The following is a 25,162-nucleotide window of genomic DNA, read 5'->3' on the forward strand; positions in this document are numbered from 1 at the left end:
AGGATAAATTAATTTATGAATTGGGAAAATATTGCCAGTAAAGCGGGTGAAAAAGTTGTAGAAAATGTTGTAGAAAACACTCTGGGAATTAATGGAAATACAGTCAAAACAGTCAAAGCGGTTGCAGAAACTGGTGCTGCGGTAGGTGCGGCTGCCAGTGCTGCTACAGGGTTGACTGTTGCAGCAACGTCAGGAGCAGGAATTACTTCGGGTCTAGCTGCAGCAGGTGGTGTGGTTGGTGGTGGTATGGCGGCTGCTCCTGCGGTATTAGCAGCAGGCCCTGCTTATCTGGGGGCAAAAATAATGAATGAAACTTTGTTCAAAGAGCAATCGAACTTGTCTGAGGAAGAGAATGATGCTCGTGCAGCGGCAAGAACAGCTACAAACATTGGGGCTGTTGCTGGTTTAGCTGGTGCTGGTGCTGTAACGGTAGCTGGCGGTGCTTCTGGTGCTGCAATTATGGGCACCCTTGCTGGTATCGGTGGCGTTGTCGGGGGAGGCGCGATCGCTGGTACTGCCATAGTTGCTGCTGCACCTGTTGCGGCGGCGGCTGCTATTGGATACGGAATATATAAACTGTTTGGAGGTAAAGGGAAAGATAGTTAGTTCAGTTTGGCTTTGAAAGTCTAATTAATCTGAAGTTTAGCGGAACATTTAATTATGATGGATGAGATAGTCAATAAGTTAGCTGGTCTAGGAGTTGCTGGTTTAGTCTTAGTTGGGCTTGTTGCAACCTCTTCTTATGCAGGAGCCGTAGCAATTACAACTTCGTTAGCTTTTTTAGGTGGTCCTTTTGGCATGATTGGTGGCGCAGTTGCTCTCACCTTGATTGCAGGCGTTTCAAGCATGATTGCAAAGGTTGGGGTTGAGACTTTAGCAAAGGCTGTAGTTCAGGAACTCAAGAAGAGTGGCAGATCTGAGAGCTCTATCATTCAAGAAATCAATAATTTTCCAATGATTACTCAAGGTCTACGTTCCCAACTACGTGAATATGTCCGCCTAGTATAAAAGGAATAAGTGTGATTGCTGCTCTCCATTAGTGCGATCGTCTTTTTTTGTAGGTTGGGTTGACGCTGGTGTCACCCAACCTCTTTTTTTACTTACAATCTTATCCATTTCCACCATCTCAAAGGGCGACGATCGCACGGAGAGTGATCGCCCATAACGCATCGAGAGCGATCGCATTTCTCTTTTACAAATCAAGATTCCAACTGCTTAGGGAAAATAACGATAAAATTCCCGACGATGTAGAACACGCATCACTTCTATAACATCTTCATTAACCTCTATTCCAATACGGTAATCGCCGATGCGGATGCGATAGCGACCCGCGTAACCTCTCATGGCTTTAATGTCAGAAATCTCCTCCAAGGTGTTGATTGCTTCTAGTGTGGTAAAAGCCAGATCGTAGATGCGTTGGTAAGATGTCGAGCTCTTCAGTTGTTTCAAGTCTTTTAGAAAAGCCTGACGGTATTGAACTTCCAAGATAACTATTCCTCAAGATAAGCTAAGGCTTCCGAGCGATTTAGCAAGGGAGTATTAACAGCTTCATCCATTGCTTTGTTCATGCAATAATCTTCTACCGCACCCGCAAGTCGATCGACAGAAACTTCTTCATTAGGTAGTAGTAGTTGTCGCCATAGCTCAATAGGAATCACCACAGCGCTTACATCTCCGTCTTTGTTCGTAAGATATTCAATATTTAACGTTGTTTCCATGTCATACTCCCGAAACTTCCTGCAATTCTAGCTTACCTGAGAGTGCTGTGGCAATATCTGGTTTAGGATAAAATATCAAGTAAACATTGGTAGCGATCGCCCCATAACACATAAAGAGCGATCGCTCTTTATGCAACCAAAAGCATCAACGTTAGTTTTAATTCACTGCAAATTCTGTGAATTGACGCATATAAGGTGGATGAAACCCAACCACAATATCAGACTTCGGCACACCTATATTAACCAGCTCTTGCCCTAAATCGATTTCTGTTCCATTCTGCTGAATCCAGATTTTGCCATCCTTAATATCGAGATGTATAGGACAACCGTAAACTCGCTGTTTGTTATCCCAACCCACTCGAACAACTTGATAATGATTGTGTTCTGTGTCAAAAACAACTTGCACCTCTACTTCTCCATAAGAAGGCTTGTATGCAGCATATTTCGTGAGAACTTGTTTGATACAATCCCGATATTTTTCTACTTTTTCCATAAAGCTATCACCTCTTCTTCTACGTCATAGACCAATAATTTTAACTGGTAATCTTCCACAACAGCGGTTGTAAATTCCAGCTTGAAGAAATCGTTATACGCCGTCAAAGGAATTGCCAAAAATAGCTGACGTTGGGGGTCTTTAAACTTGAGTGCTGTACGGTAGTTAATAAATTGTCCAACCGCTAAATGAAAATCTGTTATCGCTGAAGTATTCAAAAAGCTCTTGATTTCTACAGCAATTTTCTCGCCCTGCCGTTCGGCTGCCAGCAGACGTTCCGCCCCCAGATCGATTAACATATTAACTCCACCCACACTGATGGAAAGTGGGTCATCTGTAATCTGCCAACCCTCCTTTTGCAACGCAATCTTCACAACATCATGAAATTTATCCTTTGCTGACATAAAGCCCTGATGACAAACAACTACAATTATACTGGCGTTAATTGAGATGTGTGAGCGCAATAGTCATTACAAACACACAAGGAATGTCCGCATCCCTATCTATCGAAAGCTTACCACCATTTCGCAAACCCCCAAAATTTGGCGGATATCCTCATGAATTGCTGAGCATGGGGTAAATCCCTTCAGTGGCGCGATCGCCCTTCACACCAAATACCAAACACTGTGATAATTTTACGAGTTGCGTGAAGCGTAGCTATCCCGCAGGGCGATCGCCCTTTCTTGTTTCTGATGAGCGAGATCTTAAAATGAAAGAGCGATCGCCATTGGTTGGCAATTAACTTAATTTAAAAGTTTATTCGTCAATAAAGCTCAAGACAATCCAAAGTAGCGCTATCGCTCAATTCTTGAATTGCGTCTGCTCCAGCTCGAAGCATTGCTTCCACACTGCTGGTAGGTGTATTGCCACACTGCAGCCAAATCACCTTTGGCGGAGAACCATAAAGACGGCTTCTTTCTGCAAAATCAGCATCCTGAGTAACAATACAAAACCCTTGAATTTTAGCTAAATCCCAAATTTCGCTATCCATAGCTTCTGTAAACCCGTGAAACTGAACATGACTAGCATCCGGGAAGATATCAGCCAAGCGATTCACTAACTTCCGGCTCAAGTTTTGATCGAACAGTAATTTCACCTTTCACCTACTACGGCAATTAAACGATGTTCTCTATCGGCAGCAAATTCAAGACAAGCTCTAATATCTTCCTCTGTTAACTCTGGGAAGTCATCTAAAATTTCTGCATGAGACATACCAGCAGCTAACCAGCCCAAAACATCGTACACGGTAATCCGCATTCGTCTGATACACGGCTGGCCACCACGCTTACCTGGTTCTATTGTAATGATGTTGCGATAGCTCATGGGAAAGGGAATTTGGTATTTATAAAGCCAGTTTAGCCTAATTTTCCATTCTTTTGGTGTTCTGCCTCACTAGACAAATTAATTGTTCCTCTCTTCTCTCAACTCCTGCTGCCGAATCCCCTTCAAAAACTCCTGTCTTGCCTCAATCCTTGAAGGCATTAAAACACAACGCACCAACAATTCTAAATCCAATTCCGGCAACAAATCACTTTTAGAAATTAGCTCATAATCATTCTCGCGCAGCCCATACACAGCCAACTGATTATTTTCCCAAAACCAGACTTCTGGGATGCGAAGTCGCAGATATTTAGCTAGTTTATTTGTACTTCCGCTAGTAATTGTCACTTCTACTGCTAAATCGGGATGCTCTTTCGTTTCACCTATATAATAAGACTCATCAGGCTCAAATGAGACATCTTTGGCTCGATTTTTGCGAGTTGCACTTCCTACAGGAATATATTCAATTTCCCTTTCACAAAAGTAGAGTTGTATCAAAAAATTAAGAATACAACTGATTGTCTCATGTGCTTCGCCCAATGTCATAAACTCGATCCACCCATCAAGATAAATAATTCGCAAACCAGGCGCATCTGCCATTAAAGATTCCAGCGCCTCAAATTGCTCCCAACTATAATAACCAGGGAGAATCAATCGCTGTTCGGCAAGCGTAACTATTTCTTCTAAAACTTGTGCAGTCACAGCTATCACCATCCTATTTTAAATATTGCTAGCCCTTATCTAGTGTAACCCTGGTAGGACAGCATGAAATCGCATTCAAAACTTAGCGAACAAAGTCGAGCTTACTGCGGCCGAATTCCCTTCAAAAACTCCTGTCTTGCCTCAATCCTTGAAGGCATTAAAACACAACGCACCAACAATTCTAAATCTAATTCCGGCAGCAAATCACTTCTGGAAATTAGCTCATAATCATTCTCGCGCAGCCCATACACAGCCAACTGATTATTCTCCCAAAACCAGACTTCTGGAATGCGAAGTCGCAGATATTTAGCTAGTTTATTTGTACTACCGCTAGTCATCGTTACTTCTACTGCTAAATCGGGATGTTCTTTCTTTTCACCTATATAATAAGACTCATCAGGCTCAAATGAGACATCTCTTGCCCGGTCTTTGCGAGTTGCACTCCCTACAGGAAAGAACTCTATTCCGATCGCAAAAAAGTATGCTTCCAGCAATATAGCGATCGCCTTTTTAAAGCTTTCATGTGCTTCACCCAATGTCATAAACTCGATCCACCCATCAAGATAAGTTATCCGCAAACCAGAAGAGTTTGCCATCAAAGACTCTATAGCCTCAAATTGCTCCCAACTATAATAACCGGGCAGAATTAATCGCTGTTCCCCAAGCGTAACTACTTCTTCTAAAACTTGTGCAGTCACAGCTATCACCATCCTATTTTAAATATTGCTAGCCCCTACCCAGTAAAAACCAGGCAGGGGCATTCTCTCACATTCTAGCTTAATCAATCCTGGATGCGCGGGGGAGCAAAAACCCGGTTTCTACATCAATATTTCTCGAAAAAAGCGACTATTTTTGGAAGAAACCAGGTTTTTTTGCCTAAGTCTGATTAATTAACTAACCCGATCGCCCTTTTAGTCAAAGCATCAGCAGTCAACCCATTAAACGCCATCAACTCACCCGCACTAGCAGTCGTTTCCCCCCGCTTCCAAGCAAAAGTATCACGCGGGCAATTGCTGCGTAGCATCACAGGCTCCAACATCCCAGAAGCGCCGCCTATGACACCAATCAAGGCATCTCCGCCAAACATTTCGGCAAATTTGTCATCGCTCAAAAAGCCGCCGTCAGCCTCGGAACAAGTATCCCAAGCAACATCAGTTGGACGATACAAACGCCGAGGATTGATAATAGAAACAATCCGCGAACCTATGCCTGATTTTTCCAAAGATGCCGCTGCTTCAAACACCGGAATCAAACTCATATCGCCAATGACAGCAAATACAACCTTCTTGCTCCCCCCTTGATTAAGGGGGGTTGGGGGGGGATCGATTTCTTGCAACACAATAGCACCATCTTCCAAACCTTGGCGAGTCTGTGCAAAAGTAGTGCGAATTGGCAGCGGCGACTTGCTCGCAGTAATCACAACTCCCTTATTCTTCGCACTCAAAGCCCACTCGTAACAAGCTTGAATGCTGTTAGCATCCGGTGGAAACAAAGGAAACACATTTCCATTCCGCATCATGGCCGCAAAATAAGCCTCAATTTCCGGGCGTTGGTGCGTCCAACCGTTCCGGCCTTGCTCCAATGCACCCGCTGTAAATAAGGTGACAGCAGCCGGAGTTGGACGGCGCAATTCTGCCATTGCTTGGGTAACAGTTTGCCAAATTGGTAAACCGTTGATGGCAAAAGATTCGTAGGAACACCACAAACTCCGCCCTCCAAACAGCGACAAACCTACAGCCAAACCCGCGCAAGCATCTTCGCTCAAAGGTTCGTAAACTTGACCGTTTGGCGATTGATTGTACAAGTCATCTGTTGTCGGGTGAATAATTTTGAGAGCTTGATTGATGTTGGCAATTGCCGATGCTTCATTACCGTCAGCATTGGTGACAAGAAAAGTCCGATCGCACTCGCCGACTTTCGCTACCAAACGTCCCATTGCAGTTGTCGAAATCTTGGCTTCTCCGCCAACCGCAAATTCTTCTAAAGGCAATTCCCCCAAATCTGCCAGCGGCAATGTAAACTCAGTAACAACTGTTTTCGCTGCAGGCCCGCCGCCGGCGCGCTCGCAATTTGTCCGCACCAACTCCCAAGCAGCCACCGTCAAAGCGCGCTCTTTTAAAGCACTGATAATGTGCGGAGCATCCAGCGTATCTTTTGGATAAAGGTTGTGAGATTTCGAGCCGCGCGCGTGCACTCCGGCACCTTTCAACTGTTTGATGATAAACACAGTCAATTTGCCGCCGAGAGCAGATTTTGCCGCTTTGTCAACTCCTTGTAAAACAGCTTTGGTAAATGCCATGCGCTGTTCGAGTGAAAAAGCAGTGCTGTCAACATAAGCTTCCGGTTGATTTTTATCGTCAAATTCCTTAGCATCAACTAAGATAACTTCTTCAAAACCGTTTCCTTGCCAATAAGCAATCATTTCAGCATTAGTTTTTGTCGAAACCATGCTGTGATGTTCTTGAGAATATCCGTTCCAAACTAACACTGGTAAAAAGTTAGTAGCCTTGGGATAAGCAGTGTGGAAATGCCCCATGCTGCTCATGGGATAGGGTTCGCCCATGCCGCCGTCGCCGATTGTGAAAGCAAACAGTTTTCCGGGATGCAAAAGCGCTCCCGCCATTGCAAAATGCTGCCCTTGTCCGAGGGGGCCAGCAGGTGCTAAAAGACCGGGAATGAAACCGGAAAGATGTCCTAACAAACCGTCTTTTTCGCGGAATTTATCGCGCACTTGCTGCACGTTGACAATTCCCATGTCTTCTAAAGATCGATCGAGAAACATGGCACTGTAAAATCCCGGCGCGTGGTGCCCCACTTCGGTGACAATGTTCTTGTGTCCGAGCATCACCAACGCGGCATAAGCCTCGGCTTGGCTGGCAAAACCGCCCGGATGTCCCGATGCCTTGCTGGCGGTGACTTGCAGCGTCAGGTAGCGCAGGGCGTCTGCTCCCAGCATTGTTTGAAAGACGGCGGCGGGATCGGCGGGATCGGCGATCGACTTGCTTCCCTCGGCGATCGCGGGTGCTTTCCCGTAAGTCTCAAAACCCGGCACTGTTTCGGAGAAATACTGGATTCCTTCGCAAAAACTGGGGATGGCTGACGTTGCCTTCGACGTAGTTGCAGTCATGCTTGATACCTGAAAAATTTGGATTAGATTAATTTAACAGTAATTTTATAACTTATTTGTTGCAAAATATCGTTATTTCTGTTATTGCCAATTATAAATCATTCAAATATCTTAAACTTTTAGATGAGTGCGCCCGATATTTTCACAAGCAAATCAGCGCGATTTTGCCGAAAAAATATCGCCGATCAGATTTCTTGCACGAGTCTTGGATAGCTATGAAAACCGCAGATTTCAGGCAGATAAACACAAATAAACGCAGATTTTTTTTTCCAGATTGTTTCTAAATTTTGCCAGCAGTCTATTACAAATTAGGGCTCGCTAACATCTAAACCCAGCCGTTCCCCAACATTAATATAAACGGGAGTGCTACTTTCAAAAAGAGAAGGTCTAGCCTTCTGATTCCCCAGCCACACAAAGAAACTGCTGAGTGCTGGAGCCGGATCTTGATCGCGGCGCAGCGTGTAGATCAAACCTTCGCAGGGCCCGTTAACGCGGCTGCTGGTGCAAATCACTTTCTGATTGTTGACAGTGCCTACAGTGACATAATTTAGCTGTTTGTTGCGGCTGTAATTTTCTAGGCGCTGAGTGACTTGTTTGCAGCGAGTCAGAGGATCGTAGCCAGAATCCGAAAAGAAATTAGAATTCCAGCGAATCCAAGGCTCCCTAAACCCTTGCGGATTTTGATAAACAGTCATCGGTTCGCCGGTGGAGGTATCGCAGACAAAGCCTCCTGGCCCCAGATTCGATTGAGTTTGGCTGTAGCCGCGCTGGATCGAAATATTGCTGAGAATATCAAACCCGTTAGGTTTAGCTTGCGATCGCAACGACATCAAAGAATCGATCGGGATTGCTGCATTTAACCCTGTTTTAATTTCCTCAATTTGACCGTTCCACTGGCCGATCACCGTACCAACAGTATCACCCTGACCGTGAATTCCCACAACAGTGCCATCAGCATCAAATACAGGCCCGCCGCTCATGCCGCGCCTGGTGACAGCTTGATATCGCAGTCCGTATCCCGATGATGCGCGATCGAGACGAGAAGAAACAATACCTGCTGTAAATTCGAGTTTTCTTTCATACCAAGAAGCGATGGGCAGTGGATAGCCAGCAACGTAAATAGTAGAACCGACTACAGCACGTTTTGATTCGCCAATTGGCGCTACTGGATAATTTTCTCTGCTGTAAAACTGGATCAGAGCTAAGTCTATATCGCGGTCGTTTTTCGGCAGCCGCTGTATTCTGATTGCTCTATAATTTTTTTCTAAATGAGTGCGAATGCTGTATTCTTGGGCGAGGCTGGCAACAACGTGATTCGCCGTCAGAACCGTATAAATATTGCCTTGTTTTGCAATAATTACTCCCGAACCGCTAGTAGCAAAACCCAGCGTATTGTTAACTTCGACGGTGCTCAACGTTGCTACCTGGGCAATTTCTTCCGCTGTTTTGGCACAAGCAGCATATTGTTGGCCGACAATTGCTGTCGCCGTTATTGCACCGGTCAAGATGATTGTCAGCACCCCGAACCGCGAACCCCACAAATTCATCGCTAACTCCCCAGACATGACGAGACGAACTGCAAATATATACCGATCGGAATTCCCCAACTGGATTTAACCATTTTTTCCAATAATTCTCGCGTCGGCGCGCTTCCATCTTCAAAAGTATAGACCTCAAAACCGGGATGTCGATCGCTGCCCCGATCGTTAATTGCCACCAAGAAACTTTTGCCATTAAAAATCCGGCGGCGGTTCATGGCAATTTTAACGTTATTTGTATACCGCAAGCTATAGCCTTGACAAAAAGATTTTGGCAGCAGCAACTCTACAAAACCCCGCGCTACTGCCAACACCTCAGCACCAGCAGGGAATCAGGTGGCGGCGACTGTCCCACCGCAGGGCCTAGGAACTGCTGTCGTTCGATCTGTTAACCGCAGATTTCAAGCGTACAAACACCGATCGACACAGATGCATTCAATCTTGAAAATTGCCCAACCATTAAGCAAGGCTGGAGGATGGCGAAAAAATCGGCTATTGCGCCCCATCATCCGTGCTTTCCCCTAGTTTTTGCCTCACGTCAATGTAAGGAATGTTACGGGCTTCATCAAAAGACGGCATCCCGACATATCCTTGACGCCAAGCTAACAAATTATATAAAGAGCCGATCGGGTCTTGGCCTGGTCTGAGAGTATAAATCAAATTTTGACACAAACCGTTGACTTGATTCGCCGTGCAGATGACGTTTTGGCCGTTCATCCGGCCTGCTGTAATGTACTTGAGCACCCGGTTGCGGCGATAGGTTTCGAGGCGCTGGCTGACTAATTGGCACCGAGTTTGTGGATTGTAGCCAGAACCGGAAAAATAATCTGAATTCCACTCAATCCAAGGCTCTACCGCACCTTGAGAGTTTTGGTACACCGTCACCGGTGCGCCCCTGACGGTACTGCACGAAAATCCCTTTTCCGTGGGTGAACTCCAGCCGTAACTAGGCTCAAAAGGCACTGTCAGGCTGCTGAGGGCGATCGCGCTTGTCGCCAAAACCTTCGTCAATAATTGCTGTTTCATGATGATGTTCTCACTATTTTTGATGGAATTCGGTAGAAAAATCACCAAATGTTGCGATCGCACCCTGAATGCGCCAGAGGCTGGCTGCTAAATTATGTTGTTCGCGACTTGCACGTTTGCTGGTGCCAAATCCGGCTGAAATACCCGCTTTATTTCTTAGTCCGTCTCGGCGGAGGAAAGCTTGTACAGTCGAGGTTTCAACCGCCGACTCATCAGGGATTTTTAATGTGGATTTTGTTCTGTAACTGCACCGAAAGCCCAGTTATGCCACTCCGCAGCCCTCGTAAAATGCGCGCAACCGTCGAAAATATGTCCTCATTACTACTAATCAAGGTCAAGGTTTCGCCAACCGGAAAAAAGCTATTTAAATCAGACGGAATAAAGCGATTTGCAACGCTACATCACACCGCCGATCGGTTATTCGATCTGACTGGCAGTCTAGCGTTACGAGCTCGCATCTGATGAGATCCCGACCCTGCAGCAGCGTTGCACGCATCAAGTGCCTTACCCGTTTACGTGAAACCACAATAAAATTAAGGTATTAATCAGAACTCTTAACTTGTTTTCATCTACGTATATCTTTGGCACTGATTCACAAATTCTCTGAAATTATCTAATCTAGAGTGTGCTTATCTGCTTTTCATCTGCGGTTTATGTATCGATCCGGAACTTATCCAAGACATCTCGTATTGCGGATGCCGGGAAATACTCATAAGTGAGTGTAATCAGGAAGTAAGTGCTTTCTACCAGAAAAATTCACCCTCCACGCACAGACGTGGAGTTGAGTATTAAAAACTATGAACAGTATCTGCAAACAGTTAGGGTATTTAGCCACTGGATTTATTTTGATGGGCGTTAGCAGTTGTTCCAGCTACGATCCAGCGAACTTAACCGCAAACCAGAGCCAATCGCCAAGGGGTGCCAGTCAATTCGGAGACATACAGCTAACGGGAAATCGAGTTGAGGAGCGATCGGCTCAAACAGCTGGGCCTTCTAACTTTATTTCTCCTGTTTTAGCCAGTGGAGTAGCATCAGAAAATACTGTCACCGTTAAAGTTTATAAGGTAAACAATCTCTGTCAAACTCTGAACCCGGAAACAGTAACAGGCACCGACAATCAGTTAATGTCATCCGTCATTAATGAAGTGTTAAAACAGCAGATTTTCGATAGTCTTGGTTTGGTTGGCTATCGGCTAACGATCGATCGCGACCTCGGAATAGCGACCCTCGATCTGCGGGCCTTCGGGAATTCCCGGCAGAAATTGCAAAATCTGTCGAGCTGTCAAATGCTAGGTTTGTTTGGAGGCGTGCGCCAAACTTTAACCAGTTATGCTCCTTGGCAAATCAAAACAGTGCGTTTTACAGAACTGGGACAGGACATTGTAAGCACCGTTCGAGAATAACCTCTTAAAATTATTGCAGAGGGTATAACCCGGTTTCTGCAGCAGTCCTATTTATGTTCTCCAAGTTCTTTAACAAGCACTACCACAATTTCTATGACCTTACCTGACGGCCCCAACAACCCCCGCTTCGTGCAGCTAATTCAATGGATAGCCGATCCGCTGACATACATGGATGTCAGCGCCAAAAAGTACGGGGAGATTTTCACGACGCGGTGGGGGAACCTCAAACCATTCGTGATGATCCACAACCCGCAAGCGATCCAGGAAATGCTCAACAGCAAAGCGCTTGAGGCTCCAGGCGATATCAACGGTATTCTCAAACCCTTGCTAGGAGAACAATCGATGATTGTGATCTCTGGAGAAAAGCACAAACGCCAGCGCCAATTATTGATGCCGCCGTTTCACGGCGAACGGATGCGTAATTACGGTCAACAAATTTGCGATATTACTCAAGATGTTGCTAGCAAGTTGAGGGTCGATCGACCTTTTGTGGCCCGCACCGCCATGCAAGAAATCACCATGCGGGTAATTTTGCAAGTAGTCTTCGGACTGGATGAAGGGCCGCGGTTGCAGCAACTGTCCCCGCTGCTGGCTTCAATTATCGATACAACAGGCTCTCCGCTGCGATCGAGTATGCTATTTCTGTCTTGGATGCAGCAAGATTGGGGCGCTTGGAGTCCTTGGGGACGGATGAAGCAGCAGCAGCGGAAAATTCAGGAACTGATGGACGCGGAAATTGCCGAACGCAGACAGCAAGCAGACAGCAACCGCACCGACATTCTCAGCTTAATGATGGCCGCCCGCGACGAAAACGGCGAACCGATGACCAATGAAGAATTGCGCGACGAGTTGATGACGCTGCTGTTTGCAGGCCACGAAACCACAGCAACGGCCTTAGCTTGGGCATTTTACTGGATTCACAGTTTGCCCTCAGTGCGCCAGAACTTGCTGCAAGAATTGGACAGTTTGGGCGAAAATCCAGACCCGATGGAGATTTCCCGCTTGCCGTACCTGAGTGCGGTTTGTCAAGAGACACTCAGAATTTATCCCGTGGGAATGCTGACGTTTCCGCGAGTGGTGCGAGAGCCCGTGGAACTGATGGGACATCAACTCGAACCGGGTACGGTGGTTTTCGGCTCAATTTATTTAACCCACAGGCGCGAGGATTTGTATCCAGAACCGCTGCAATTGAAGCCGGAACGGTTTTTGGAGAGGCAATTCTCGCCTTACGAGTATTTGCCCTTTGGAGGTGGCAGCCGCCGCTGTATCGGCTTGGCGCTGGCGCAGTTGGAGATGAAACTGGTGCTGGCAACCATTTTGCGGGATTTCAACTTAGTATTGGCTGAGAAAAAGCCGGTACAGGCCAAACGCCGAGGGGTGACTTTAGGGCCGGCCGGTGGCGTGCGGATGGCTCTGCTGGGGCGGCGGATGCGGCAGTCAAAGCCTGAACCTGTGGTTAGTGGGGTTTGATGTTGTAGCTGCAAAGAATTAGGGAAGAATGGGCGATACCTTCGGCCTGCTTCGCTTACGACCGGCAAGCGCCCATTTTTTGTAGCACCCGCTACATAAAAACCGCTAGAATCCTTAACCTGTAACCATCACCCGCTCTCAAGTTTCAAATTTTAAGTCTAAAATGGTATGAACCTTGCAAACATACGTTAAAAGCAAAAGTGGGTGATTGCAATAGCCCTCTTGATATCTCGAAAGCTTCCCTGCCATACTTTAAAAACATATGCATACCCTGTTATTCAGCAAGGTCGGAAGCGTGTTGGCATTGCCTGCAATCTTCCGACCTCTTTATTTTTTGGGCTACTTTAGACCTTGGGCTTTCTGATGCAGAAGGCAAGGCAAAAGTATAAATTCTCCCTATCTTCTCACCTCCCCTCTCTTCAATTAGAGTGGTTTCTCCTTAAATTGAAAAAGCATCCGCCACCAAGTTTAATAAATTTCTGTGGGTGATTGCAATAGTCCTCTTGATATCTAGAAGGCTTCCCCGCCATACTTTAGAAACATATGCATACCCTGTTATTTAGCAAAGGTCGGAAGCGTGTTGGCATTGCCTGCAATCTTCCGGCTTCTTTATTTTTTGGGATTTGAAGACTTGCGGCTAGAGATGCAGAAAGCAAGACAAAAGTAGACATTCTCCCCTCTCCCCATCTGCCCCTCTCCGCAATTAGGCAGGTTCTGCCTGCAATTGAAATAGAATCGGGCAGCAAGTTTAAGGAATTACTAAGGAATAGTTAATAACTTGTTAAACGCTCTTCTTCTGCCCCCTTTTCAATCTTCTGTTTTCAGGAATTCCGAAACCGAGACCGACTTGGGGAGGCTCTCGACATCTTTAATTTCGCTTTCGTGGGCAAAGAATTCGACTTCTTTGTCGTCAATCTCGATCTGATAGCTAGCGGTAGCAGTTACAATCCGCCGCTTTTTTTTATCTTCTATTAAAACCCAACACACGACAGGTCTTACCCACCTCTCAACGTGCTGGCTTTGCTTGGTACTTCCAAAGGCATACCAGCCTTTAGCTTCAATAATTTGCAGGACTTTAAAATCGTTACTTGCCATAAATATCTCGATCGCGTTAATTTCACTATTATTCTTAGATAGAACGGCACGCTGGCTAAGCAGGACAAAGCTTGGGGAATTATCATCTGGGCTGGAAAACCAGATATTTGGTCTAAATTTAGCGATTTTCTAGGGCATGGTCTGCCCTGTATCCCGCTAAATTTAGTGCGATGTTTTTGTACTCTCCTACAATTACGGTCAAGTATTTATGCTGGATACTCAAAAAATAGTTTTGCAGTAGCCTCAAAAGCAGCCAACTAGACATGAGTTAAGTGCATTTAAGTGGATGCTAACTGCTTCTAACGCCTGGTTGTTGAGAGCGATCGGCATACAAGACTGTTCAAAATTTCTGTTGCAATCCACAGTCATGTTTGCCCGATCGGGTAAAACGTAACTAGAGATTGCTGTTTTCAATTCTAGGCCTCGGCGTGCCTAATTCCACATTAATTGTATGGTTTAGTTGATAATTGCCAAACTGTCGATCGCACAAAACAGCCGTGTCTAATTCTTCGATTACCGTCACCGTTAAACTGTTCGCCGCCTTCGGTGAAGCCTACGGCGTTTCCTTCGTTACTGTAGAACTCCCTCCCGAAACTCCAGTGTCTCAAGTGCTCGAAAACTCGATCGCCCAATATCCTCAATTAGAAGAGTGGCGCGATCGCACCCGCTTCGGCGTCAACCTAGAATTCGTCTCTCCCGACACCATCCTCCAAGACGGCGACGAAGTTGTACTCATCCCCCCCGTCAGCGGTGGATAATACGATTTTGGATTTTGGATTGAAGAATTGGGAAAGCCCGCGCGGTTACTGCGGTGAATTCAGAAACCGGGTTTCTGGCGATATTTCTCGTGACTCAACCCAAAATCTCCTAGAAACCGGGTTTCTCGCCCCTGCGGTGAATTCAGAAACCGGGTTTCTGGCGATATTCTCGTGACTCAACCCAAAATCTCCTAGAAACCCGGTTTCTCGCCCGCGCGGTGAATTCAGAAACCGGGTTTCTGGCGATATTTCTCGTGACTCAACCCAAAATCTCGTAGAAACCCAATTTCTGGGCCCCGCGCCTCAACCCTGTAGTTTGTAGTTTTGAGTCACCAAGCAAAAAAAACTTTATAAAGTTTTGAAATTAGTTTTGCAGCCAAATCATTCTTGAGTTCGGTTAAACAAGAGATTTTCCCTCTGAACCAACACTATTCTGCAGAGCCTAGAAACTTCTCTGAGAAAGAGATTGAGGACTATCCAACCACCTGCTGTTTCGGACAAAACACTGCTGCAGAATTAATCCCGACAAAAAAAGTCGGGTATGGTTGACGGGGTAGATCCACCGTGTTAATCTGTCCTAAGAATTAGAAAACATCGCAAAACTAGAGAGTTGAGCTATGACCCAAGCAACCAGAACCCAATCCACAGCAGCAACCTTCACAGCCCTCAAATGTAAAGAATGCGGCGAAGAGTACGAACTCCAAGCCAAGCACGTCTGCGATTGCTGTTTTGGCCCGCTTGAGGTCAAGTACGACTACGAAGCAATCCGCCGCCGCGTCACTCGCCAAACTATCCAAGCAGGCCCCAACTCGATCTGGCGCTACCGCGAATTTTTACCCGTCGCTACAGAGAACGTCATCGATGTCGGCACCGGCATGACTCCTTTAGTAAAATCCCACCGCTTGGCCCGCCGCCTCGGTCTAAAAAATCTTTATATTAAAAACGATGCCGTCAATATGCCCACTCTCAGCTTTAAGGACAGAGTGGTGTCAGTCGCCCTCAGCAGAGCGAGAGAATTGGGTTTCACAACGGTATCCTGTGCCAGCACTGGTAACTTAGCTAACTCCACCGCTGCGATCGCCGCCCACGCCGGCCTCGATTGCGTAGTTTTCATCCCCTCCGACTTAGAAGCAGGCAAAGTCCTCGGCACTCTGATTTACAATCCAACTGTAATGGCAGTTCACGGCAACTACGACCAAGTTAACCGCCTGTGCTGCGAAGTCGCCAATACACACGGCTGGGGATTTGTCAACATTAACTTGCGTCCCTACTACTCCGAAGGCTCGAAAACCCTCGGCTACGAAGTTGCCGAACAGCTAGGCTGGCAGTTGCCCGACCACATCGTCGCCCCCCTCGCTTCCGGCTCTTTGTTCACAAAAATCTACAAAGGCTTTAATGAATTCATCGAAGTCGGTTTGGTTGATGAGAAGAAAGTTCGGTTCAGCGGCGCTCAAGCTGACGGGTGTTCGCCGATCGCCCAAGCATACCGCGAAGGCCGCGATTTTGTAACGCCAGTCAAACCGAATACTATTGCTAAGTCGATCGCGATCGGCAATCCAGCAGACGGTATGTACGCCTTGGAAATCGCCCGCAAAACTAACGGGAACATCGAATCCGTCAGCGACACCGAAATCATCGAAGGCATGAAACTGCTAGCCGAAACCGAAGGCATATTCACCGAAACCGCTGGCGGCACGACGATCGCAGTCTTGAAGAAACTTGTAGAAGCAGGTAAAATCAACCCCGACGAAACCACCGTCGCCTACATCACCGGCAACGGTTTGAAGACTCAGGAAGCCGTCCAAGGTTACATCGGCGAACCCATCACCCTCGAACCGAAATTAGAAGCCTTCGAGCGCGCCCTAGAACGCGCCCGCACGCTCGAACGCTTAGAATGGCAGCAAGTTTCGGTTTAATTATTAGTCATTGGTCATTGGTCATTAGTCATTAGTCATTGGTCATTAGTTATCAAGCTGTTGACTGTTGACTGTTGACTGTTGACTGTTGACTGTTGACTGTTGACTACTAAGAGGGCGGGCCCGCACCATCCACCGCCCCTACTGACGACTGACTAAGGACTACTGACTACTTACTAAGGACTACTGACTGCGGGCTACTGACTACTGACTACTTACTACTTACTAAGGACTAAAAAAATGAGTGTTAAAGTTTTAATTCCCACTCCGCTGCAAAAATTCACCAACAATCAAGCCACTATCGAATGCGGCGGCGAGAATATTTCTGAGTTGATTGAATCCCTCGAATCAAATTGTCCCGGTATCAAAAAAAGCTTGTGCGATGAAAAGGGAGAACCCCGCAGGTTTTTGAATTTCTACGTCAATAGCGAAGATATCCGCTTTTTGGACGGTTCACAAACTGCTCTCCAAGATGGCGATGAAGTGAGTATTGTTCCAGCAGTTGCTGGTGGTTGATGTTTTGCCAAGGCAGATGCTGGCAGATTAACACAAATGGACGCAGATAGAAGAATTAACTACTATCTGCGTTTTTTTACGTTCGTCTGCGGTTGAAAAATAAATCCCTGGCTTTACCAGGGATTGTTAATTCTAGGAGACGGTGGAAGCGACCTTGGCTGCAGTCCGGGGGCGACGACGACCTGTTACTTTATTCACAGGAACTGGCGCTGGCGGCGGCGTTGGTGCTGATGTCGGTGATGAACCTAATAGTTTGGGTGCTTCTAGAGAACCTGGTGTTACTTCTGCTGGTTCCCGTCGCACAAATGATGCTCCTTCGGGAATTTGCATCAGGAATACTAGCATGGGATTGCTTTGAAGTTCCCGGCGCAGCACTCGTGCAATTGCTCGTTCTATTTGCGTTTGCACTCCTGCCCAGTCTACGTCAACTCCTGATTCGGTAGTTGCAGAAGGCGTGACGAATTCTGACCAGCGATCGCTCAAAACTGTGTCTATCGTTTGAGCGATCGACTGTTGTAATAGTGCGCGATCGGCTGATGTGACTACACCTTTCAAGTGTATTTCTGGCTTAGCAACTAATTTGCCTTCTGCATTCAACGCCGCAGCTACTGTTACCGCGCCATCTCCGGCTAACTGCTGACGTTCTTTGAGGACGTTTGCTTTGACAACGCCCGATCGAGAAGAGTCTACTAATTCAATTCCTGAAGGTACTGTACCAGCAACTCGGATCGAATTTTCTGTTAGTTCTACGACATCGCCGTTGTCAATAATCACCATATTGCTCGCGGGAATGCCCATGCTTTGAGCTGTCTTGGAGTGCTGAATCAGCATCCGGTGTTCTCCGTGTACCGGCAAGAAGAACTTGGGACGGGTCATGTTGATCATTAACTTTTGATCTTCCTGACACCCGTGCCCGGAAACGTGAATGCCTTTGTCGCGCCCGTAAACTACGTTTGCTCCCAGCATCATCAGTTTGTCGATCGTGTTTACCACTGCGATCGTATTTCCCGGAATCGGATTAGCTGAGAAAATCACTGTATCGCCTTTTCTGATTTTCAGTTCGTGATGTTCGCCGTTAGCAATCCGAGTCATCGCCGCCATCGGTTCGCCTTGGGAACCTGTAGTCAAAATCAAAATTTTGTCTTCAGGCAAATTGCGGATTTCTCTGAGCGGTTTGAACAGACTGTCTTCGCATTTAATGTAGCCGAGATTGCGGCAGTGAGCGATGACGTTCAACATCGATCGACCTACCACTCCCACAAACCGATTGTTTTTCTTAGCCAATTCTAAAACAATTTGCAATCGGTGTACCGATGAAGCAAAAGTCGTCAGCAGTACCCGTCCCGTTGCTTGAGCGATAATTCTATCTAAATTCGGAGCTACAGAACGTTCTGAAGCGGTAAAACCGGGAACTTCCGAGTTAGTAGAATCGCTGATCAAGCACAGCACGCCTCTCTCGCCGTATTCCGCCAGCTTTTGCAAATCGAAATGTTCGCCGTCTACAGGAGTGTGGTCAATTTTAAAGTCTCCGGTGTGGATGATAATTCCGACTGGAGTGTGAATCGCCACCGTAAAGCTGTCGGCCATTGAGTGAGTGTTGCGGATGTATTCGACTAAGAAATTCTTGCCAATTCTCACCGTATCCCGCGGTCTAACAGTCCTTAATTCTGTGCGGTGAGATACTCCCGCTTCTTCCAATTTTCCGGCTAGCAAAGCCATCGCCAAACGCGGGCCGTAAATGACGGGAATTTCAAATTCTTTGAGGTGATAAGGGATGCCGCCGATGTGGTCTTCGTGACCGTGAGTCACGATCATACCTTTAATTTTGTGGCTGTTTTCCCGCAGGTAAGTCATGTCTGGGAGGACAATATTTACACCGTGCATTCCATCTGTCGGGAATGCTAAACCTGCATCTAAAAGAATTATTTCGTCACCGTACTCGAACACGCAAGTGTTTTTGCCAATTTCGTGCAGCCCGCCGAGGGGAATCACTTTTAGAGCCGATGCAGTTGTATTTTTGATCATGCGTATCCTTTGTTAGTTATTTTTGACTGTTAACTGTTAACTGTTGACTGTTGACTGTTGTCTGTTTTCTACTGTTTTTTGTCGTCTGCTGTTCGTTGATGGGGGCGATTTTTTCCAAGATATTTGTGAAAAATTCCCCTACGGGTTTTACTCTCCCGTACAGTCAGTTGTCTTCCGCCTTCAATCTTTAATTCTCAGTATTTAATCCTTCACTATTAGCTACTTACCAAAAGTTAATGACTAATGACTGAGGACTAATGACTAATGACTCATTACAACTAATATTCAGTTGTCTGAAAACTCGTTCTCGCCTATCTAGCTAGTAGATACTGCTGCTAGCTTATCCAGTACGTCCTTTAACTTTTTAGTTACCTCAACGGGCGGATCGCACAGGGGCGGACGGGTGGAACCTACATCCCAGCCTTGAAGTTTGAGAGCTGCTTTGACGGGAATGGGATTTGTGGTGAGAAAGAGAGCTTTAAACAAGTCAAAAAGTTGCAAGTGAATCTGGGTAGCGACTTGAACTTGACCGGTCTCAAAAGCTTCGATCATCTGTTGCAGTTGCTCTCCTACCAGATGGCTGGCTACGCTAACTACACCAGATCCTCCTACAGCCAACATCGGCAAGGTTAGGGAATCATCTCCAGCATAGATGGCAAATTCAGGTGGTGTCAAGCGTCGAATTTGGCTGGCTTGATCCAAGTTGCCACTTGCTTCTTTTACGGCCACAATGTTGGGTATTTGGGCCAGTCGAGCTACTGTTTCCGGCAACATATTTTGGCCTGTGCGACCGGGGATGTTATATAACATTATAGGCAATTCTGGAGCAGATTGCGCGATCGTCCGAAAATGATTGTACAAACCTTCTTGCGGCGGCTTGTTGTAATAAGGAACCACCTGCAAGCACCCGTCCAATCCGAGTTTAGCTGCTTTTTTCGTAGCTGCGACTGCTTCTGAAGTAGAATTCGATCCGGCTCCTGCTATTACCAAAGCTTTACCAGAGACTGCCTTTTGCACCACCTGAAATAATTCGTACTCTTCATCCCAGCTCATAGTGGGAGACTCGCCTGTAGTTCCGCACACTACCAAGCTGTCCGTACCGCGATCGGCTAAATGAACTGCCAACCGTTCTGCTACTGCATAGTTAACGCTGCCGTCTTCCTTAAACGGCGTAATCATTGCAGTCAGAACCCGTCCAAACTTTACCACACTTTCTCCGATTTTAGACTGTTGATTTTTGATTTTAACTTTTTGATTTTAGATCGAAGGTTTATCTAAAATCGCCATTTCTCTTGCCAAATTGCCAGCTTCAGTCGATTTTAGATACTTCGGCTTCGCGAGCCTACAAGTTTGAAATTTTTCGACTTGCTTCGGCTACGCTGGCTCACAAGTCGCTCTTCGGGCAAGTTTTTGATTTTAGATTTACTTGCAGCAGATTTATCTGGGAGCTTAACTCGATCCTAAAATTTTGGGTTTTTTACGACACTACTTAAACTTAAGTAGGAGGCTTCTATCCGTTTTTTTGGGTCGAGTCCACCTTAATTATAAGCAGCCGCTGCTTTGATTCGCAACAAATCTTTTTCTGCTAGCAACTCAGCTATCTGCACCGCATTTAAAGCCGCCCCTTTGCGAATTTGATCGCCGCTCAGCCACATCTCCAACCCGCAGGGGTGAGAAATATCTTGGCGAATCCTGCCGACTAACACCTCATCCTTACCACTGGCTTCTACAGGCATCGGGAAATAATTAGCTTGCCAGTCTTCTACCAGCTTAACCCCGATCGCCCCCTTTAAGATTTCCCTGGCCTCGATCGGACTAAAAGGCTCTGCAAACTCTAGATTAATCGCTTCGGAATGGGCGCGGAGTACGGGAACCCGCACGCAAGTTGCAGTAATTTTAATTTCGTCCGTACCGAATATCTTCCGAGTTTCGTTTAGCATTTTCATCTCTTCCTCACAATACCCCAAATCGTTAATCGGCGTATTGTGCGGAAACAAATTAAAAGCTAAGGGGTAAGGAAATATCTCAGTTTTGGGAGTTTCCCCAGCCAAAATTGCTCTGGCTTGAGCTTTCGTTTCCTCCATGGCTCTGGCTCCCGCGCCGCTAGCAGACTGGTAAGTCGCTACAACTATGCGCTTCACAGGCCTAACTTTGTGAAGTGGCCAAACGGCAACTGCCATCAAAATCGTCGTGCAGTTGGGATTAGCAATTATACCTCGGTGAGCTGCCACCGCTTGGGGATTGACTTCGGGAACCACTAGCGGTACCGTCGCATCCATGCGGAAAGCGCTGGAATTGTCGATGACCACTGCCCCAGCGGCCACGGCTTTCGGAGCCCATAGTTTAGAAGTAGAACCGCCTGCGGAGGCGAGTACTAGATCCACATTATCGAACGATCGCTCCGAAACTGCTTCGACCGTCAGCATCTCGCCGCCAAAGGGCACTTTTGTGCCCGCGGAACGCTCCGAAGCTAACAGCTTCAATTCAGAAATCGGAAATTTCCTGCTGTACAGGAGTTCTAGCAACTCGGCACCGACTGCGCCGGTGGCTCCTAATATGGCAACTCGGTAGGATTGAGACAAATTAGTTTCCTCCACAAATTATAGTTTCTACGATCGAAATCAAAAATTTAAATAACGGCACCACAAGCTGTTGCGCCTGAGAGATTGTGTATGGCGAATCAGGGGGAGAGAGTCCCAGAGTCCCAGAGTCCGAGGGGGAGAGGATTTTTAAGCTGTTCTGGAAATATACAATTTAAATTTACAATAGCTTATCAAAATTAATTTATTTTATGCGACATCAGGGCGCGAGCCGGTGGTAGAGCCGCAGTTAACCGCAGCCGTCGATCGCACTCAATCCCAGTTTAGCATCTTTCGCCTCGCGATCGCGTCCCATTCGCATCCGCTTAGCTTTTGGGAGCTACCTGCATTTTAGCAAGCGCATCCTTTGATAGCAGCGCCGCTCGTCCCGGCCACATTGACATCAGAGGGCGATTTGTGCTATTGTGCATCGGCGATTGGTGGATTTGACCTCCACATTTCTAGCAGCAAAAGCTAGTATCCTCAAACTAAAGCTATTTGGTAAGATCCAAAAAAGTAGCCGGAAACGACTTACAGTCTCATCCGGTAGAGGTGTTTGTAGCTGTACAGCTATGGAAAGCGTAGAAACTTAAAATGCAGGCAAAGTCAAATTTGTATGTATTTTTTGAAGGAGGCAGGAGGCAGAAGGCAGAAGGCAGAAAATCTTATTCAGCAGGGGTATCAATCCCCTTTTGAATAAAAGCCACCCAATTAAAATTTGGTGGGGTCTTAAAACCGAACTGCTGTCACAGGCAGAGGGTAGAAATCAGTATTCCTCCTGCCTCCTGCCTCCTGCCCTCTGCCTTTCTCGATAACTATTGTTTAATATCAAAAAAAGCCGATGAAAGTAACCCAGGAAAAACTTCCAGCCAGCCAAATTGGTCTGGAAATCGAAATTCCATCAGAAAAATCCAAACAAGCTTACGAGCAGGTAATTAAACAATTCGCTCGCGAAGTGAATATTCCTGGGTTCCGCAAAGGCAAAGTTCCCCGCCAAATTTTGCTGCAGCGCCTGGGCCAGACTCGTTTGAAGGCGACGGCTTTGGAAAATTTGATTAACGACTCGCTCCAAAAAGCTCTCGAACAAGAAAAAATTCAGGCAATTGGCAGTTTTGAACTGCGTACCGAGTTTGAAGAATTACTAGAAAAGTTCGATCCAGAACAGCCTCTGACTTTTTCGGCTAAGGTTGACGTACAACCAGAAGTGAAAATGAATCAGTACACCGGCTTGCAGCTTCAAGCAGAAGAAGTTAAGTACGATGAAGCTCAGGTGGATGAGGTACTGGCCAAATATCGATCGGACAAAGCAACTTTAATCCCCGTAGAAGGCCGGCCCGCTCAGTTGGGAGACGTGGCTTTGGTTGACTTCGCCGGTAGATTTGCCGAAGCACCAGAAGGCGAAACACCCGCAGAAATTCCCGGTGGCGGTGCAGAAGACTTTCAAGTAGAACTGTCGGAAGATCAGTTTGTACCTGGTTTTATCCAAGGCATGATCGGGATGAATCCCGGAGAAACAAGAGAAGTTTCCGTGCAGTTTCCAGACGAGTACAGCAGTGAAGAATTAGCCGGAAAACCAGCAGTTTTTACGATTACTCTGAAAGAACTTAAGGAAAAAGAATTGCCGGAGTTGGACGACGACTTCGCTCAAGAAGTTAGCGAGTTTGAAACTTTAGCCGAACTGCGCGCATCCCTAGAAACTCGGTTTAAAGCAGACCAAGAAAACAAGTTATCAGCTAATAAGGAAAAAGCCATATCAGCAGCACTTGTGCAGCTAATTGAAGTGGAAATTCCCGAAACAATGGTCGATCGCGAAATCGATTATTTGCTGAACCAACAAGCGCTGCAATTGAAAAATTACGGCATAGATATCAACCAACTGTTTACCGAAGAAAATATGGGGCCGATGCGGGAACGCTCGCGCCCGGAAGCAATAGAGAAGCTGAAGCAGTCTCTAGCTCTGGCAGAAGTAGCCAAGCTCGAATCCTTGTCTGTGGAAGACTCGGAAGTAGCAGCAGAAGTCGCAAAAGTCAGAAAGCAGTTTCCTAAAGGAAATTTTGACCCTGAAAAGTTGCGGGAATTTGTAGGAGAAGACTTGCTCAAACAAAAAACTCTGAAATGGTTGGAGGAAAAAGGTACGATCGAACTCGTACCTGAAGGCTCTCTAAATCCTGCTCTAGACGAAGAATCAGAAGCAGAAGACGCTGAAGTTTCTGGAGAAGAAGCAGCCACTAGCGTTGTTGATGTGGAAGTCGTAGGCCAAGAGTAAAACCTTCTACTTTTTGGCATTGCCAAAAACTACCAGCCTAGGGTGCAGCGAACTTACCCGCAGGGGGCTAGAAACCCGGTTTCTATGTAGGTAACTGACGCATTCGATCGCCAAAAAACCGGGTTTTTACCGAATCGGCAGCCTGCAACGAAAGCTGTTGGTAAAAAAAACCCGGTTTCTGAACGCTCGCGCCTCCAGCAGTGTAGATGCCTCATGGCCCAAGGCTGATGTTTCTTTGAAACCGGGTTTCTGTTGCTAAGTTCTATACAAGCTCGGGGCGCGCACTAAAAACGAGAAACTAGAAACAGCGACGATCGATCGGTAAGTATTTCAACTCATTCACCCCGCAGTCGTGGGAAGTCGCCTCAGCGTTGCGCTTCGCGGATGAAAGCAATTTGCCAACTCAAAACTCCCGATTCCCCCCATGTCGGTTCAGAAAAGGCATAATAGTTAAAAGCTGACGGCTTAATTTCAAGCTTTCATCAGCAGCAAATTGTCTAGTATCCTTGACTGGTGTCTTATGGTTGTATCTCAATCTTCCAATTACCTAATTACAAGCTATAACGATTTTGATGTCAGCTCTAGTCCCAGCAATGTAGTGCCGATGGTACTAGAACAGTCGGGGATGGGCGAGCGGGCATTTGACATTTACTCGCGCTTGCTGCGGGAGCGAATCGTGTTTTTAGGAACTCCCGTAACCGATGAAGTGGCTGACTCGATCGTAGCTCAGCTATTGTATCTAGATGCCGAAGATCCAGAAAAAGATGTCCAAATGTACATAAATTCCCCCGGCGGCTCGGTGACGGCGGGTATGGCAATTTATGACACAATGCAGCAAATCCGCCCGGATGTGGTGACGATTTGTTACGGCTTGGCCGCGAGTATGGGCGCATTTCTGCTGACAGCGGGAGCCCACGGGAAGCGGATGTCTCTTCCGAGTTCCCGGATTATGATTCACCAACCGCTTGGAGGCGCTCAAGGTCAGGCAGTTGATATTGAGATTCAAGCTAAAGAAATCCTTTATCATAAGCGTAAGCTGAATCAACTTTTAGCGCACCACACGGGTCAATCCCTAGAAAAGTTGGAGGCTGATACTGAGCGCGACTTTTTTATGTCGGCCGAGGAAGCTAAAGATTACGGATTGGTCGATAGAGTTATCGAAAAGGAAAATCTTCCGACGGCGGGAGAAAATGTCACTGCACTGAAATAA

The 25,162-nt window shown here is 46.6% G+C and carries 27 protein-coding genes; 10 read left to right on the top strand and 17 right to left on the bottom strand.

The genetic code is table 11. From position 1 onward, the window contains the following. The first annotated feature begins 15 nt into the window (after positions 1–15). Together IQ263_RS00525 and IQ263_RS00530 are read left to right on the top strand one after the other, a co-directional pair. Positions 16–606, top strand: coding sequence for an RNA polymerase subunit sigma-24 (locus IQ263_RS00525; RefSeq protein ID WP_194061085.1), 591 nt, complete (start codon positions 16–18; stop codon positions 604–606). 54 nt (positions 607–660) lie between these two features. Then, the gene (locus tag IQ263_RS00530) at positions 661–1,008 is read left to right on the top strand and encodes a hypothetical protein (protein WP_228049688.1); all 348 of its coding nucleotides are present in this window, start codon (positions 661–663) and stop codon (positions 1,006–1,008) included. Here IQ263_RS00530 and IQ263_RS00535 read toward each other — a convergent pair. From IQ263_RS00535 to IQ263_RS00595, 13 genes are all read right to left on the bottom strand, one after another. Next, on the bottom strand, positions 1,000–1,203 hold the full coding sequence (locus IQ263_RS00535; protein ID WP_194065661.1) for a hypothetical protein: 204 nt from the start codon (positions 1,201–1,203) through the stop codon (positions 1,000–1,002). The genes IQ263_RS00530 and IQ263_RS00535 overlap by 9 nt on opposite strands. A gap of 12 nt (positions 1,204–1,215) precedes the next feature. After that, positions 1,216–1,485 (bottom strand): type II toxin-antitoxin system RelE family toxin, encoded by a 270-nt coding sequence (locus IQ263_RS00540; protein WP_194065662.1) that lies wholly within the window; start codon positions 1,483–1,485, stop codon positions 1,216–1,218. Positions 1,486–1,490: 5 nt separating this feature from the next. After that, on the bottom strand, positions 1,491–1,718 hold the full coding sequence (locus IQ263_RS00545) for a hypothetical protein (protein ID WP_194065663.1): 228 nt from the start codon (positions 1,716–1,718) through the stop codon (positions 1,491–1,493). 157 nt (positions 1,719–1,875) lie between these two features. Next, positions 1,876–2,211: a XisI protein gene (locus IQ263_RS00550; RefSeq protein ID WP_194065664.1), complete on the bottom strand. Its 336-nt coding sequence runs from the start codon at positions 2,209–2,211 to the stop codon at positions 1,876–1,878. After that, on the bottom strand, positions 2,199–2,615 hold the full coding sequence (locus IQ263_RS00555) for a XisH family protein (RefSeq protein ID WP_194065665.1): 417 nt from the start codon (positions 2,613–2,615) through the stop codon (positions 2,199–2,201). Before IQ263_RS00555 ends, IQ263_RS00550 begins: the two co-directional genes overlap by 13 nt. 359 nt (positions 2,616–2,974) lie before the next feature. Then, the gene (locus tag IQ263_RS00560; RefSeq protein ID WP_194065666.1) at positions 2,975–3,307 is read right to left on the bottom strand and encodes a DUF5615 family PIN-like protein; all 333 of its coding nucleotides are present in this window, start codon (positions 3,305–3,307) and stop codon (positions 2,975–2,977) included. Further along, a complete protein-coding gene (locus tag IQ263_RS00565; RefSeq protein WP_106148543.1) occupies positions 3,304–3,534 on the bottom strand; it encodes a DUF433 domain-containing protein in 231 nt (76 codons plus the stop codon). Before IQ263_RS00565 ends, IQ263_RS00560 begins: the two co-directional genes overlap by 4 nt. A gap of 78 nt (positions 3,535–3,612) precedes the next feature. Then, complete coding sequence (locus IQ263_RS00570; RefSeq protein ID WP_194065667.1) at positions 3,613–4,233, bottom strand: Uma2 family endonuclease; 621 nt, start codon at positions 4,231–4,233, stop codon at positions 3,613–3,615. A 101-nt stretch (positions 4,234–4,334) separates the two neighbouring features. Beyond that, entirely contained in the window at positions 4,335–4,931 is a 597-nt protein-coding gene (locus IQ263_RS00575) for a Uma2 family endonuclease (RefSeq protein ID WP_194065668.1), read from the bottom strand. Between the two features lie 188 nt (positions 4,932–5,119). Further along, the gene (locus IQ263_RS00580) at positions 5,120–7,360 is read right to left on the bottom strand and encodes a phosphoketolase family protein (protein WP_194065669.1); all 2,241 of its coding nucleotides are present in this window, start codon (positions 7,358–7,360) and stop codon (positions 5,120–5,122) included. Positions 7,361–7,668: 308 nt separating this feature from the next. After that, a complete protein-coding gene (locus IQ263_RS00585) occupies positions 7,669–8,925 on the bottom strand; it encodes a COP23 domain-containing protein (protein WP_228049691.1) in 1,257 nt (418 codons plus the stop codon). Next, on the bottom strand, positions 8,910–9,212 hold the full coding sequence (locus IQ263_RS00590) for a hypothetical protein (protein WP_194065670.1): 303 nt from the start codon (positions 9,210–9,212) through the stop codon (positions 8,910–8,912). The genes IQ263_RS00585 and IQ263_RS00590 overlap by 16 nt, the downstream gene beginning before the upstream one ends. Before the next feature lie 178 nt (positions 9,213–9,390). After that, positions 9,391–9,924, bottom strand: coding sequence for a COP23 domain-containing protein (locus IQ263_RS00595; protein ID WP_194065671.1), 534 nt, complete (start codon positions 9,922–9,924; stop codon positions 9,391–9,393). Between the two features lie 797 nt (positions 9,925–10,721). On the opposite strand from IQ263_RS00595, the gene IQ263_RS00600 reads away from it, so the two are divergent. Together IQ263_RS00600 and IQ263_RS00605 are read left to right on the top strand one after the other, a co-directional pair. Further along, entirely contained in the window at positions 10,722–11,327 is a 606-nt protein-coding gene (locus IQ263_RS00600) for a hypothetical protein (protein ID WP_194065672.1), read from the top strand. A gap of 93 nt (positions 11,328–11,420) precedes the next feature. Beyond that, positions 11,421–12,797: a cytochrome P450 gene (locus IQ263_RS00605; protein ID WP_194065673.1), complete on the top strand. Its 1,377-nt coding sequence runs from the start codon at positions 11,421–11,423 to the stop codon at positions 12,795–12,797. Between the two features lie 807 nt (positions 12,798–13,604). Here the strand turns inward: IQ263_RS00605 and IQ263_RS00610 are convergent. Further along, positions 13,605–13,892 (bottom strand): hypothetical protein, encoded by a 288-nt coding sequence (locus IQ263_RS00610; RefSeq protein WP_194010724.1) that lies wholly within the window; start codon positions 13,890–13,892, stop codon positions 13,605–13,607. A gap of 497 nt (positions 13,893–14,389) precedes the next feature. Here IQ263_RS00610 and IQ263_RS00615 point away from each other — a divergent pair, with 497 nt between their 5' ends. The 4 genes from IQ263_RS00615 (at position 14,390) to IQ263_RS00630 (ending at position 17,082) form a co-directional block, all read left to right on the top strand. After that, positions 14,390–14,650, top strand: a complete 261-nt coding sequence (locus tag IQ263_RS00615) for a MoaD/ThiS family protein (RefSeq protein WP_194065674.1) — start codon at positions 14,390–14,392, stop codon at positions 14,648–14,650. After that, entirely contained in the window at positions 14,643–14,825 is a 183-nt protein-coding gene (locus tag IQ263_RS00620; RefSeq protein ID WP_194065675.1) for a hypothetical protein, read from the top strand. The genes IQ263_RS00615 and IQ263_RS00620 overlap by 8 nt, the downstream gene beginning before the upstream one ends. 442 nt (positions 14,826–15,267) lie before the next feature. Further along, positions 15,268–16,566, top strand: coding sequence for a threonine synthase (thrC, locus tag IQ263_RS00625; RefSeq protein WP_194065676.1), 1,299 nt, complete (start codon positions 15,268–15,270; stop codon positions 16,564–16,566). Positions 16,567–16,806: 240 nt separating this feature from the next. After that, the gene (locus tag IQ263_RS00630; RefSeq protein ID WP_194065677.1) at positions 16,807–17,082 is read left to right on the top strand and encodes a MoaD/ThiS family protein; all 276 of its coding nucleotides are present in this window, start codon (positions 16,807–16,809) and stop codon (positions 17,080–17,082) included. Positions 17,083–17,214: 132 nt separating this feature from the next. On the opposite strand, the gene IQ263_RS00635 is transcribed toward IQ263_RS00630, so the two are convergent. The 3 genes from IQ263_RS00635 to IQ263_RS00645 all read right to left on the bottom strand — a co-directional run bounded on the left by IQ263_RS00635 (position 17,215) and on the right by IQ263_RS00645 (position 21,689). Further along, positions 17,215–19,107, bottom strand: a complete 1,893-nt coding sequence (locus IQ263_RS00635) for a ribonuclease J (RefSeq protein ID WP_194065678.1) — start codon at positions 19,105–19,107, stop codon at positions 17,215–17,217. 315 nt (positions 19,108–19,422) lie between these two features. After that, on the bottom strand, positions 19,423–20,316 hold the full coding sequence (gene dapA / locus IQ263_RS00640) for a 4-hydroxy-tetrahydrodipicolinate synthase (protein ID WP_194065679.1): 894 nt from the start codon (positions 20,314–20,316) through the stop codon (positions 19,423–19,425). Positions 20,317–20,645: 329 nt separating this feature from the next. Continuing rightward, the gene (locus tag IQ263_RS00645; RefSeq protein WP_194065680.1) at positions 20,646–21,689 is read right to left on the bottom strand and encodes an aspartate-semialdehyde dehydrogenase; all 1,044 of its coding nucleotides are present in this window, start codon (positions 21,687–21,689) and stop codon (positions 20,646–20,648) included. 838 nt (positions 21,690–22,527) lie between these two features. On the opposite strand from IQ263_RS00645, the gene tig reads away from it, so the two are divergent. Both tig and clpP read left to right on the top strand, forming a co-directional pair. Further along, the gene (gene tig / locus IQ263_RS00650) at positions 22,528–23,952 is read left to right on the top strand and encodes a trigger factor (protein WP_194065681.1); all 1,425 of its coding nucleotides are present in this window, start codon (positions 22,528–22,530) and stop codon (positions 23,950–23,952) included. 520 nt (positions 23,953–24,472) lie between these two features. Then, positions 24,473–25,162, top strand: coding sequence for an ATP-dependent Clp endopeptidase proteolytic subunit ClpP (gene clpP / locus IQ263_RS00655; protein ID WP_194010717.1), 690 nt, complete (start codon positions 24,473–24,475; stop codon positions 25,160–25,162).

The organism is Tychonema sp. LEGE 06208 (genome assembly GCF_015207505.1).
Lineage (GTDB): Bacteria > Cyanobacteriota > Cyanobacteriia > Cyanobacteriales > Microcoleaceae > Microcoleus.

Excerpts from the sequence above, each read along its gene's own strand:
- IQ263_RS00525 (WP_194061085.1), top strand. The coding sequence starts at position 16 with ATGAATTGGGAAAATATTGCCAGTAAAGCGGGTGAAAAAGTTGTAGAA.
- IQ263_RS00530 (WP_228049688.1), top strand. The coding sequence starts at position 661 with ATGATGGATGAGATAGTCAATAAGTTAGCTGGTCTAGGAGTTGCTGGT.
- IQ263_RS00545 (WP_194065663.1), bottom strand. The coding sequence starts at position 1,718 with ATGGAAACAACGTTAAATATTGAATATCTTACGAACAAAGACGGAGAT.
- IQ263_RS00550 (WP_194065664.1), bottom strand. The coding sequence starts at position 2,211 with ATGGAAAAAGTAGAAAAATATCGGGATTGTATCAAACAAGTTCTCACG.
- IQ263_RS00555 (WP_194065665.1), bottom strand. The coding sequence starts at position 2,615 with ATGTCAGCAAAGGATAAATTTCATGATGTTGTGAAGATTGCGTTGCAA.
- IQ263_RS00565 (WP_106148543.1), bottom strand. The coding sequence starts at position 3,534 with ATGAGCTATCGCAACATCATTACAATAGAACCAGGTAAGCGTGGTGGC.
- IQ263_RS00580 (WP_194065669.1), bottom strand. The coding sequence starts at position 7,360 with ATGACTGCAACTACGTCGAAGGCAACGTCAGCCATCCCCAGTTTTTGC.
- IQ263_RS00585 (WP_228049691.1), bottom strand. The coding sequence starts at position 8,925 with ATGTCTGGGGAGTTAGCGATGAATTTGTGGGGTTCGCGGTTCGGGGTG.
- IQ263_RS00595 (WP_194065671.1), bottom strand. The coding sequence starts at position 9,924 with ATGAAACAGCAATTATTGACGAAGGTTTTGGCGACAAGCGCGATCGCC.
- IQ263_RS00600 (WP_194065672.1), top strand. The coding sequence starts at position 10,722 with ATGAACAGTATCTGCAAACAGTTAGGGTATTTAGCCACTGGATTTATT.
- IQ263_RS00605 (WP_194065673.1), top strand. The coding sequence starts at position 11,421 with ATGACCTTACCTGACGGCCCCAACAACCCCCGCTTCGTGCAGCTAATT.
- IQ263_RS00610 (WP_194010724.1), bottom strand. The coding sequence starts at position 13,892 with ATGGCAAGTAACGATTTTAAAGTCCTGCAAATTATTGAAGCTAAAGGC.
- thrC (WP_194065676.1), top strand. The coding sequence starts at position 15,268 with ATGACCCAAGCAACCAGAACCCAATCCACAGCAGCAACCTTCACAGCC.
- IQ263_RS00630 (WP_194065677.1), top strand. The coding sequence starts at position 16,807 with ATGAGTGTTAAAGTTTTAATTCCCACTCCGCTGCAAAAATTCACCAAC.
- IQ263_RS00635 (WP_194065678.1), bottom strand. The coding sequence starts at position 19,107 with ATGATCAAAAATACAACTGCATCGGCTCTAAAAGTGATTCCCCTCGGC.
- tig (WP_194065681.1), top strand. The coding sequence starts at position 22,528 with ATGAAAGTAACCCAGGAAAAACTTCCAGCCAGCCAAATTGGTCTGGAA.
- clpP (WP_194010717.1), top strand. The coding sequence starts at position 24,473 with ATGGTTGTATCTCAATCTTCCAATTACCTAATTACAAGCTATAACGAT.